We start from the raw sequence: 11,012 nt of genomic DNA on the forward strand, positions 1-11,012 counted from the left end.
TCGCCGGCTTCCACCAGCACGACATCGCCGACCTTCAGGCTGGTGCCCGACACCATGCGGTAGCTCTTGTCGTTGCCGGTCAGGAGCTTGGCCTGGCTCTCGGTGCGGGTCTTTTTCAGCGACTCGGCCTGGGCCTTGCCGCGGCCTTCAGCGACGGCCTCGGCGAAGTTAGCGAACAGCACCGTGAACCAGAGCCACAGGATGATCTGGAATGCGAAAGCCAGATCCTCCCCGCCGGTGAACAGGTTCTTGACAAAGATCACGGTGGTCAGCGCGGCCACGACTTCGACTACAAACATCACCGGGTTCTTGATCATCAGCCGCGGATCGAGCTTAGTGAAGGCATAGCCAATGGCGGGAACGACGATCTTTGCATCGAGCATGGCCGACACCGGCACCCGCTTCTGCAGTTTTAACGTTTCCATGGAAAGTACTCCGAAGTAGGTCGATCAGAACAAGGTATGGGCGGTCATCGCGAGGTGCTCAACGATCGGCCCGAGCGCGAGCGCCGGGAAGAAGGTGAGACCGCCGATGATCAGAATGACGCCGATCACCAGTCCCACGAACAGGCCGCCCGTGGTGGGCAAGGTGCCTGCGGAAGCCGGGATCGATTTCTTCGCCGCCAGCGATCCTGCCAGCGCCATCGCCGGAACGATCATGAAGAAGCGGCCGACAAACATCGAACTGGCCAGTGTGAGGTTGTAGAAGAAGGTGTTGCCGGTGAGACCGCCAAACGCCGAACCGTTGTTGCCTGTGGCCGAGGTGAACGCGTAGAGCACCTCGGTGAAGCCGTGCGGGCCGGCATTGGCCATCGACGCCACCGCGGAGGGCAGCACCACCGCGACTGCGGTCCAGCCGAGATACATCAGCGGCAGCACAAGAATCGCGAGCATGGCCATCTTGACCTCGCGCGCCTCGATCTTCTTGCCGACATATTCCGGTGTGCGACCGACCATCAGGCCGGCGACAAAGATCGCCAGCACGACGAACAGCAGCATGCCATAAAGGCCTGCGCCGACGCCGCCGATGATGATCTCGCCGAGCTGCATGTTGATCAGCGGGATCATGCCTCCGATCGCGGTGAACGAGTCATGCATCGCATTGACCGCGCCACAGGATGCCGCCGTGGTGATGACCGCGAACAGGCTAGAGGCGACGATGCCGAAGCGCAGTTCCTTGCCTTCCATATTGCCGCCGGTGAGACCGAGGGCATTGAGGCCCGTGGTGCCCGACGCTTCGGCGCCATAGGTGACAGCAACGCCGACGATAAACAGCACGCCCATCACGCCGAGGATCGCCCAGCCTTGGCGCTGGTTGCCGACCATGCGGCCGAACACATTGGTCAGCGCGGCGCCGAGCGCAAAGATCGAGATCATCTGGATGAAGTTCGACAGTGCCGTCGGGTTCTCGAACGGATGCGCGGCATTGGCGTTGAAGAAGCCACCGCCATTGGTGCCGAGCATCTTGATCGCCACCTGCGAAGCCACCGGGCCGACCGCGATGGTCTGCTTCGCGCCTTCCAGCGTGGTCGCATCGACATAGGCGCCTAGGGTCTGCGGGATGCCCTGCCAGACCAGGAACAGCGTATACACGATGCATAGCGGCAGCAGCACATAGAGCGTGCAGCGGGTCACGTCCACCCAGAAGTTTCCGATGGTGCGCATCGACGAACGCGAAAAGCCACGGATCATCGCAACTGCCAGCGCGATGCCGGTCGCTGCCGACAGGAAGTTCTGGTGAGTCAGACCGAGCATCTGCACGAGATAGGAGACCGTGCTCTCGCCGCCGTAATTCTGCCAGTTGGTATTGGTGATGAAGGAGATTGCCGTGTTGAACGACAGGTCCTCGGCGACTGCCGACTGTCCGGCGGGATTGAACGGCAGGACCGCCTGCAGCCGCATCACGGCGTAGATGATGAAGAAGCCGCCAACGTGGAAGAGCAGCATGGCGACTGTGTAAGTCAGCCAGTGCTGCTCGCGTTTCTCGTTGACGCCGGAAAGCCAGTACAGCCCTGACTCGACAGGGCGCAGGATCGGGGACAGGAACGTGCGTTCGCCATTGAAGACGCGCGTCATGTACCAGCCGAGCGGCTTCACCAGCGCGACGACGATCGCGCAGTACAGAAGAATTTGAATCCAGCCAATCATGGTCATTTTAGTGAACCTTTAGTTGCGCGTAACCGTTTCCGGATGCGGTCAGAACCGTTCGGGCCGCAGCAGCGCGTAGGTGAGGTAGATCAGCAGTCCGGCCGACACGACGCCGGCGAGCGAATAATCGAAAATCATGATGCGTTCCTCACAACCGTTCGCAGGCGTAGGCGTAACCCACCGTGAGGGCGAAGAAGCCGAGCCCGAGGGCCAGCATGACGATGTCCAGCATGGAAGACTCCTGATGCGCTGAGAACCGCGGTCCAGGGCGAACAGTGTTCTCGCCCGTGATGCATGATCAGGTGCACCCCGGAGCGTAGGTTTTCGAGACGAGGAAGGGATCGAAGATATAGGAATTCTATAAAGACACAGGGGGGGGGCAGCCTGTCCTCAAGGGGCCGGCGAAGGCGCGACGTTGCTCGGCTGTGCCCTATCCTTCTTTCCCAGTGCGGAAGAGCGAAAACGACGCGCTTATGCCGCGCCTATATCTCTGTTCTTCGCCCCATCTCGTTTTCAAATGCCTGGCCGATCATCTTGCAGTTGCGGTCGATCCCATGGACCGCGCTAACAACGAGATCGCGCCATGCCCCTTTCCCAAACCCGTGATTTCCGACCCGGAGATACGTTCGCGGATATCGAAACTCCGAACGCCAGGCTGCTGAGCGACCTGCTGGCCACCGCCTGCCAGCGTCGCAACCCGATGTGGCAGGCGCTGCAGGTTGCGCGGATCAAGCAGTTAATCGCCGCGCAGGCCTGGACCGACGCCGCGCTGGCGCTGGCCGCACTGCAGCTGCCGCAGTGGCAGATCCGTCGTCTCGCTTATGACGGCGGCGAATGGCACTGCGCGGTATCGCGCCAGTGCGAGATGCCGGAGTGGCTCGACCAGGCGGTCGAAGCGCATCACCCGGACATCACGCTCGCGATCCTCGGCGCGCTTGTCGAGGCCGCCGGCAATTCCGCGCCGACGCCTCTTGCCGGCGGCCAGGCCATGTCCGGCCCTGCCGGCCATTTCGAACCCGTGCTGGCGGACAACTTCGCCTGAACGCCGACTATCCTCTTCGTCCCAAAGTATCCTTCTTCAGGAGACTACCCGTGAATCTCGTCGAACCTCCCTCGTGCGGCTCAACCATCGTCCTCATCGGCAAGAACAGCCGTGGCCAGTGGGTCGCGCAACACCAGAACGGCCTCTATGGCGGGCTGTTCACCCATCGCGCCGACGCCGTGCGCTACGCCTTGTTCGAGAACGGCTGTCACCCGGAAGCCATTGTCTCCATCGGCTGCATCCTCGAACTGGATATGGCCGCGAAGCCCTCGCCCGCCCCCCAGGTGCTGGAAGATACGCATCACGAAGCCCGGCAGCGCGCAGCCTGAGCGCCGATCCCATGACTTCAACTCTGGCGCATCCATGGCTTGCCGGCGTCATCGCCGACCTGCCCTCACCGTTCGATGCCGGCGACAGGCTGGATCTCCCCGCCTTTGCGCACCTCTGCGAACGGCAGCTCAAGGCAGGCGCCACCGCGCTGCTGGTCGGCGAAACCGTCGGCGAACTGGCGACGCTGACCGCCGATGAACACGACGATCTCATCCGCGTGGCCATACAGGCGTCCCGCGGCCGCGCCAGGGTGATCGCTGGCGCCGGCTCCAACGCCACCTGCCAGGCCATCGCACTGACGCGTCGGGCGGAGGCCGCCGGCGCCGATGCCGTAATGTCGGTCGTGCCGTATTACAACAAGCCGACCCAGGCCGGTATCGAGGCGCATTTCCGTGCCATCGGCGATTCCACAACGCTACCGATCATCCTGCACGACATTCCGTCCCGCTGCGTCCGCACGCTTGCCGACGACACGCTGCTGCGGCTGGCCGAACAGCCAAGCTTCATCGGCCTGCGCGACGGCAGCGGCGATATCGCCCGCCCGCTGCGATTGCGTTCGATGCTGCCGCAGGAATTCCGCCTGCTGTGCAGCGATGATAGCATCGCGATGGTATTCCGACAGCACGGCGGCGACGGCAGCCTCTCGGCGGTGGCCAACGTCGCCCCGGAACTGTGGCGGGAGATGTTTTCCGCCTGCAAACAGAACGACACGCTCCATGCCGCCACGCTCATGAGCCGGCTGGCGCCGCTGTGCATGGCATTGTCATCGGACACCACGCCAGCCTCGGTGAAATATGCACTGAGCCTGCGTGGACTGTGTTCACCCCGGGTGCGCCTCCCGATGGTTGAATTGCAACGCCAAGAAAAAATCGCCATCGCGGACGCGATGGCGATTGCGTTGGGACCGTAGCCCGATTAGCGACTGCGGCCTCGCAGCGCGAAGGCGGAAGCGAAATCCCGGCTACCGATCAACGCTCCCTTGTCGAGCCGATGTCCCGCCGGCTTGCTTCTCCCGCCACTTTGGCCCGGGGCCGCGCATGTAATGGGCCTCGCGCCGGTAGCCGACAGGCGCATCCCAGAGCGTGCGCAGATGTCGGATCAGCGCCGCGGCAAATTTGCCGTAGGAACCGATCCGCGCGAACATCGCCGTCGAACGATCGTGGCTCATGTACCGCTCCGATCGTTGCCGCGTGCGGTCGGCGCACGGACGCCATACCGCGAAAGTTCCCACTGCGCGCGCCGCATCTTGTCGGCCACCAGCGCGACGCGGAAAGCGGCGAAGAGCCCCCTGACGCGGTTGGCGGCGTGGCGCGCCAGGACGCACAACCGCTTCCAGTGCATTTCGCCGGAGTGATGGACGATCGGCGGCTGGTTGCGGCTGATCAGCCAGGAACGATAGGCGTCGTCGCCAGCGAGGTCGTGAAACTGATTTTCGCGCGAGTAGAACATGATCGTTGTCCGTCTTCCCATATCCGCCGCGCACAAGCGCGACGTTGAGGAGAAGATGCGGATAACGACATATGAAATCGAGACGGAGAGCCGGGCTACGTAATAGCCGCGGCATAAGGATCAGCCGGCGAGCGGTCTCGGCTCTTGCCCATGCGTCCTCGAAAACGTGTCGCGGGACCGGCAGCGCGTTGCTGCCAGTCCCGCAATCACATGCGCTTACTTGAAGATCGCCACCGCGCTCTGCAGCGTCAACCAGACACCCCACGCCAGCGGGATGCCGACAAAGGCCCAGAATGCCGCCGTGCTGGCATCGAGCCCGCCCTTGCCGATGCCGTAGGAACCGCCACCGGTATTGGCCGTGGCGCCCTTGGCCTGCAATGCAGCGACTTCCTCCGGCTTCATGAACCAGTGCGGCGCCAGCGGCCGGATCAGCGAATTGCAGATCAGGCCAAGTACCAGCATGCCCGCAAGGATGTACATGGTGAAATCATAGACCTGGGCCCGCGGAACGCCGGCGCTGATCTGGAATTCACGGATGTAGTTCACCACCACCGGACCGATGATGCCCGCGGTCGCCCATGCCGTCAGCAGCCGGCCGTGAATGGCGCCGACGAACTGGGTGCCGAAGATGTCGGCGAGATAGGCCGGCACCGTGGCGAAGCCGCCGCCATACATCGACAGGATGATGCCGAAGGCCAGCACGAACAGGATCTTGTTGCCCATCGCCGCGAAGGTCGGCGCGGAAGCGTACAGCAAGATGCCGAGGATGAAGAACGTGTAGTAGGTGTTCTTACGACCAAGCTTGTCGGACAGCGACGCCCAGAAGAACCGCCCGCCGATGTTGAACAGCGACAGCAGCCCGGCAAAGCCCGCCGCGATGGCGGCAATGGCCGTCTTCTGCTCCGCGGACAGTTGATTGAAGCTGAGGTCGGGTAGTCCGATCAGCTTGCCGGCGAAGATTTCCTGCAGCATCGGCGAAGCCATGCCGATGACACCGATGCCGGCCGACACGTTGAGACAGAGCACGCCCCAGATCAGCCAGAACTGCCGGGTTTTGTGGGCATCCTTGAGATGGACGTGGCCGGTGGTGATCATCGCGTTCGCCGTTGCCGGCGGAGTCCAGCCTTCGGGGCGCCAGTTTGGCGGCGTGATGCGATAGGAGAACGCACCGATCATCATGAATACGAAGTAGATGATGCCCATCGCAAGGAAGGTCTGCCAGACACCGACATCGGTCGGGCTTTTGAAGTAGTTCAGCAACATGTTGGCCAAAGGTGCGCCAATCATCGCGCCACCGCCAAAGCCCATGATCGCCATGCCGGTCGCCATGCCACGACGGTCCGGAAACCATTTCACCAGCGTCGATACCGGCGAGATGTAACCGAGGCCGAGGCCGACGCCACCGATCACGCCGGAGCCGAGCCACAGCAGCCAGAGCTGATGCGTATAAACGCCGATCGAACCGAGCACGAGGCCGCCGCACCAGCACAGCGCCGAGACGACGCCGGCCTTACGCGGACCGGCGCGCTCGAGCCAGCCGCCCCAGATCGCCGCGGACACCCCGAGCAGCACGAAGAACAGCGTGTACATCCAGCCAAGGCTCGACACCCGCCAGTCGCAGGTGGTGGTGAACAACTCGGTCATGATGCTCATGTCGGCGCAGACCTTCGGCGCCGACAGGCCGACGGCACGCGACAGCGGCAGCCAGAACACGCTGAAGCCATAGGCCATGCCGATGCACAGATGAATGCAAAGCGCAGCGGGCGGCACCAGCCAGCGATTGAAGCCGGCGGTCGCGATGATGCGCTCGCGGTCGAGAATTCCCGGACTGGTGCCGGACAGCGTCCCGGCGTTACCAATGGTGGTCATGCAAGCCTCCCCTGCAGCCGCCCTATCTCCCGGGCGGTCTGCCTTCAAATGGTGATCTGTTTAATTCCCCTGCAACGCAGCACAGATAGAATCCGGCCGCGTGGCCCGTCCAAGATAAAGGGAGCCAGAACGCGAGCCGCGAGTCGATAGGCAATATGTATGAGGGATTGGTATTTGTAATCAACGCGTTGCGTCGCAGCAATCAATTGCGATTTGCTATCGCATCATTTTGTTTTTCAATCAGGAGGACGATCGCATCGTCGCGACGGTCGATGCGTTCGATACGGTTGCCGCCTTGCTCCACCAATGCAGGAATATCGATCACGGCGAGCAGATCGCTGCAATGCACTTCGAGACGATCGCCGCGCACCAGCGCCTTCATCGCTTTGCCCGTCATCAGCGCCGGCAGCTGGCATTTCAAACCGGTGAGATCGAGTTTGGTGGTGGTCATCGTGCAGTTCCGGGCAGTGGCGTTATAGCGGTCCCTCACGGAATGTCCTAAGCAGCCTGCCATGACGACGAATTCAGAAATGCCGGCCACGCCCGGCGTGCTGCTGGCCGGCGGCCTGGCACGGCGAATGGGCGGCGGCGACAAACCGATGCGAGAGATCGGGGGCCGCACGTTGCTGGACCGCGTGATCGATCGTCTGGCGCCGCAATGCGATGGCCTGATCCTTAACGCCAATGGCGACGCCGCCCGATTCGCGACGTTCGGCCTGCCGGTTATCGCCGACGAGGTCGCGGATTTCCCGGGTCCCCTCGCCGGCGTTCTGGCGACGCTGGACTGGGCCGCGGCGCATCGGCCGGACGTGCAATGGATCTTGAGCGCCGCCGCCGATTGCCCGTTTCTGCCGCGCGATCTGGTGGCGCGTTTGCATCAAGTGCGGATCGAGCAACGCGCGCAGCTATCCGTCGCGTCCTCCGCGGGACGGACCCATCCGGTGATCGCGCTGTGGGACGTGAGCCTGCGGGACGAGTTGCGCTACGCGCTGGTGGCGGAAGACGTCCGCAAGGTCGGTCGGTTCACCGCGCGCTATCGGGTCGCGACCGTCGAATGGCCGGCGGTGCCGCTCGATCCTTTCTTCAATGCCAATACGATGGAGGACATCGCGGAAGCCGAGCGGCTGGCGTTGCTCGACGACGACGCCTGACCTAAACTCTCGCCATCAAGCGGCCGGAGCGCCGCGACCCCGGGGAGAGACTTTATGCGCATCACACCACTAGCCATTGCCTGCGCTGCCGCGCTTGCGATGCTTACCTCTGCCGCATCCGCGCAACTCTCCGACGACCTCGTCAAGATCGGTGTGCTCACCGACATGAACGGCCCGGCCTCGACGCCATCCGGTCAGGGCTCGGTGACTGCGGCGCAGATGGCGGTGGAGGACTTCGGCGGCAGCGTGCTCGGCAAGCCGATCAGCGTCATCGTCGGCGATCACCAGCTCAAGCCGGACATCGGCGCCGCCCTCGCCCGGCGCTGGTACGATATAGATCAGGTCGACCTGATCGTCGATGTGCCGGTCTCGGCGGTCGGCCTCGCGGTGCAAAACGTCGCCAACGACAAGAAGAGACTGTTCATCACCCACTCCACCGGCGCGGCGGATTTCCACGGCAAGTTCTGCTCGCCCTACACCATGCAATGGGTGTTCGACACCCGGGCGCTGGCGGTCGGCACGGCACAGGAAGTCGTGAAGCGCGGCGGCGATTCGTGGTTCTTCATCACCGACGACATTGCCTTCGGTCACGCGCTGGAGCGCGATGCCTCCGCGGTCATCACCAAGGCCGGCGGCAAGCTGCTGGGCGCGGCACGGCCGCCATTCGGCACCTCGGACCTGTCGTCCTTCGTGCTGCAGGCGCAAGCGTCCAAGGCCAAGATCATCGGCATCGCCGGCGGGCCGCCGAACAACATCAACGAAATCAAGACCGCCGGCGAATTCGGCATCTTCAAGGGCGGCCAGCAGATGGCAGCCTTGCTGGCGCTGATCACCGACGTGGATTCCATGGGTCTGCCGACCGCGCAGGGCTTGCTGCTCACCACCGCGTTCTACTGGGACATGGACGACAAGACCCGCGAATGGTCGAAGCGCTATTTCGCGAAGATGAAGCGGATGCCGACCATGTGGCAGGCCGGGGTGTATTCGTCCGTGATGGTCTATCTCAACGCCATCAAGGAAGCCGGCACCGATGAGCCGCTGAAGGTCGCGGCCAAGATGCGCGAAAAGCCGATCGAGGATTTCTTTGCCCGCAACGGAAAGCTCCGCGAAGACGGGCTGATGGTGCACGACCTGATGCTGGTGCAGGTGAAGACGCCGGAAGAGTCGAAATATCCGTGGGACTATTACAAGATTTTGGCGAAGATTTCCGGCGACGATGCATTCGGGCCGCCGGACCCGGCATGCGGGCTGGGGAAGAAGTGAAGAAGTAGAGAGCGGCAATCTCAGCCGTCGTCCCCGCGAAGGCGGGGGACCCATACGCCGTGCCATCTGTAGTGACACTGGGCAGAGGCTGTTCTGCGATTACGGACGACGGTGGCTATGGGTCCCCGCCTTCGCGGGGACGACATGGAGAGAGTCGTGCCCTACTTCACCAGCCCGATCTCTTTGAAATATTTCAGCACGCCGGGATGGATCAGCGCCACATCCGGCGCTGCCGCCACCGTATTCATCGCCGTGGTTTCCCTGGCTTGCGCCAGCCGCGCGCCGAGCGCCGGCTCGGCGCCGTGCAGCGTCCTGGCCAGACGATAGGCCACATCGTCGGGCAGCGTCTCGCGCGCCAAAATGTAGCTCCAGGAGCCAACCGACGCGATCGCCGCTTCCTGATGCGGATAGCTGCCGGGCGCCACCTCCATCGGCTTCAGGAAGCTGTGCTTGGCGCGGATTTGAACGATCTCGTCGGCGCTCGGGGCGATGAAGCGCGCGCCGCCGGGGCTCTCGCTGATCGCCTTGAAGCCCGGCCAGCCCAGGCCCGCGCCCCACAGCGCAGCGACGCGACCATCCAGCACCATGGCCGGGCCGTCGCCGGCGCGGTCCAGATAGACCGACTTGAAATCCTCGTCCTGCTTCAGGCCGAGTCCGTCCAGCACGTAGCGTGACAGGATCACCAGCCCGGAGCCCTTGGCGCCGAACGCGACGGGTTGGCCGACCAGATCGCGGATCGTCTTGTACGGGCTGTCGGCGCGCACCACGAACATGCCGGGATTGGAATACAGCGCGGTGATGATCTTCAGCCGGGTCGGCGGCCGGCCGATGCCCTTGAAGGCTTCATAGGCCGGCTCGCCGGCCACCAGCGCGATATCGAGCTGGCCGGCCTCCAGCATCGGGATGTTCTCGGCGCTGCCCTTGGTGGGACGCGGTTCGATGGTCAGCGTCGGATCCGCCTTGTGCAAAACCTCGATGAAGGCGTCGCCATAGAGCGGAAAGCCGCCGCCTGGCGTCGCGGTGCCAAGGCTCAGGCTGAGCGGGGTGCTGGAAATCGGCTTGCCTCCGTCTTGCGCCCATGCGTTGCCGGCGATCAGGGCGGCCGCGCAAACCCATGCAATGCGTTTCATGTTCTGTCCTGAAAGTCGTCCGCAACGCTTGTAGGCAAATTCGCCATTCTATGAAAGCATGGCGGCAACGGGCGGCAAAGCCCGATCGAATAGGGCTGCGCGGCGCAGCACGAAACAACCTCCGGAGGAAACATGCCCGCTTTCTGGCGCGCTGCCTTGCTGTGCCTCGCCTGCTTCGCCGCTGCGCCGGCCGCCGCGGCGGACTACCCCAACCGCCCGGTGCGCTGGCTGATCGGTTTTGCGGCCGGTGGACCGGTGGATATCGTCGCCCGCATCATGGCGCAGTGGCTGTCGGATCACCTCGGCCAGCAGTTCGTGGTGGAGAACCGCGCCGGCTCCGGTGGCAACCTGGCCGCCGCCGCTGCCGTCACCTCGCCGCCGGACGGTTATACGCTGCTGTTCGTAGCGCCGAACAACGCCATCTCGGCATCGCTGTACAAGAAGCTGCCGTATGATTTCATCCGCGACACCGCGCCGGTGGCCAGCATCATGCAACTCACCAACATGCTGGTGGTCTCGAACGAGCTGCCGGCAAAATCCGTCAAGGAGTTCATCGATTACTGTAAGGCCAACCCCGGCAAGATCTCCTATGCCTCCTCAGGCAACGGCACCTCGGTGCACATGTCGGCGG

The 11,012-nt window shown here is 63.5% G+C and carries 13 protein-coding genes and 1 pseudogene; 6 read left to right on the forward strand and 8 right to left on the reverse strand.

Going from position 1 to position 11,012, the window contains the following annotated elements; genetic code table 11:
* From JWR89_RS11335 to JWR89_RS11345, 3 genes and pseudogenes are all read right to left on the reverse strand, one after another.
* Positions 1–425: pseudogene (locus tag JWR89_RS11335) on the reverse strand (potassium-transporting ATPase subunit B); the annotation flags it as partial.
* Between the two features lie 24 nt (positions 426–449).
* Positions 450–2,153, reverse strand: a complete 1,704-nt coding sequence (gene kdpA / locus JWR89_RS11340; protein ID WP_299715799.1) for a potassium-transporting ATPase subunit KdpA — start codon at positions 2,151–2,153, stop codon at positions 450–452.
* A gap of 42 nt (positions 2,154–2,195) precedes the next feature.
* Complete coding sequence (locus JWR89_RS11345; RefSeq protein WP_299715802.1) at positions 2,196–2,285, reverse strand: K(+)-transporting ATPase subunit F; 90 nt, start codon at positions 2,283–2,285, stop codon at positions 2,196–2,198.
* Between the two features lie 445 nt (positions 2,286–2,730).
* Here JWR89_RS11345 and JWR89_RS11350 point away from each other — a divergent pair, with 445 nt between their 5' ends.
* From JWR89_RS11350 to dapA, 3 genes are read left to right on the forward strand one after another with little or no spacing between them, the layout of a single operon-like run.
* Positions 2,731–3,189 carry a hypothetical protein gene (locus JWR89_RS11350; protein ID WP_299715805.1) on the forward strand — a complete coding sequence of 153 codons (459 nt, stop codon included), beginning with the start codon at positions 2,731–2,733 and terminating at the stop codon, positions 3,187–3,189.
* Positions 3,190–3,239: 50 nt separating this feature from the next.
* Positions 3,240–3,518, forward strand: a complete 279-nt coding sequence (locus JWR89_RS11355) for a hypothetical protein (protein WP_299715807.1) — start codon at positions 3,240–3,242, stop codon at positions 3,516–3,518.
* Between the two features lie 11 nt (positions 3,519–3,529).
* Positions 3,530–4,429 (forward strand): 4-hydroxy-tetrahydrodipicolinate synthase, encoded by a 900-nt coding sequence (gene dapA, locus JWR89_RS11360; RefSeq protein ID WP_299715810.1) that lies wholly within the window; start codon positions 3,530–3,532, stop codon positions 4,427–4,429.
* Positions 4,430–4,480: 51 nt separating this feature from the next.
* Here dapA and JWR89_RS11365 read toward each other — a convergent pair whose 3' ends face one another.
* The 4 genes from JWR89_RS11365 to JWR89_RS11380 all read right to left on the reverse strand — a co-directional run bounded on the left by JWR89_RS11365 (position 4,481) and on the right by JWR89_RS11380 (position 7,288).
* The gene (locus JWR89_RS11365) at positions 4,481–4,687 is read right to left on the reverse strand and encodes a hypothetical protein (RefSeq protein WP_299715813.1); all 207 of its coding nucleotides are present in this window, start codon (positions 4,685–4,687) and stop codon (positions 4,481–4,483) included.
* Complete coding sequence (locus tag JWR89_RS11370; RefSeq protein WP_299715816.1) at positions 4,684–4,968, reverse strand: hypothetical protein; 285 nt, start codon at positions 4,966–4,968, stop codon at positions 4,684–4,686. Before JWR89_RS11370 ends, JWR89_RS11365 begins: the two co-directional genes overlap by 4 nt.
* A 216-nt stretch (positions 4,969–5,184) precedes the next feature.
* Positions 5,185–6,837 (reverse strand): OFA family MFS transporter, encoded by a 1,653-nt coding sequence (locus tag JWR89_RS11375; protein ID WP_299715818.1) that lies wholly within the window; start codon positions 6,835–6,837, stop codon positions 5,185–5,187.
* A gap of 202 nt (positions 6,838–7,039) precedes the next feature.
* On the reverse strand, positions 7,040–7,288 hold the full coding sequence (locus tag JWR89_RS11380; RefSeq protein WP_299715820.1) for a sulfurtransferase TusA family protein: 249 nt from the start codon (positions 7,286–7,288) through the stop codon (positions 7,040–7,042).
* Positions 7,289–7,349: 61 nt separating this feature from the next.
* Here JWR89_RS11380 and mobA point away from each other — a divergent pair, with 61 nt between their 5' ends.
* Both mobA and JWR89_RS11390 read left to right on the forward strand, forming a co-directional pair.
* Positions 7,350–7,988, forward strand: coding sequence for a molybdenum cofactor guanylyltransferase MobA (gene mobA, locus JWR89_RS11385; protein WP_299715822.1), 639 nt, complete (start codon positions 7,350–7,352; stop codon positions 7,986–7,988).
* Positions 7,989–8,042: 54 nt separating this feature from the next.
* A complete protein-coding gene (locus JWR89_RS11390) occupies positions 8,043–9,251 on the forward strand; it encodes an ABC transporter substrate-binding protein (RefSeq protein ID WP_299715825.1) in 1,209 nt (402 codons plus the stop codon).
* 161 nt (positions 9,252–9,412) lie between these two features.
* On the opposite strand, the gene JWR89_RS11395 is transcribed toward JWR89_RS11390, so the two are convergent.
* Positions 9,413–10,381 (reverse strand): TAXI family TRAP transporter solute-binding subunit, encoded by a 969-nt coding sequence (locus JWR89_RS11395; protein WP_299715828.1) that lies wholly within the window; start codon positions 10,379–10,381, stop codon positions 9,413–9,415.
* A 132-nt stretch (positions 10,382–10,513) separates the two neighbouring features.
* On the opposite strand from JWR89_RS11395, the gene JWR89_RS11400 reads away from it, so the two are divergent.
* Positions 10,514–11,012, forward strand: a 499-nt coding sequence (locus JWR89_RS11400) for a tripartite tricarboxylate transporter substrate-binding protein (protein ID WP_299715831.1), incomplete at its 3' end; no start/stop codon positions are given.

The organism is Tardiphaga sp. (assembly GCF_028290785.1).
Classification (GTDB): domain Bacteria; phylum Pseudomonadota; class Alphaproteobacteria; order Rhizobiales; family Xanthobacteraceae; genus Tardiphaga.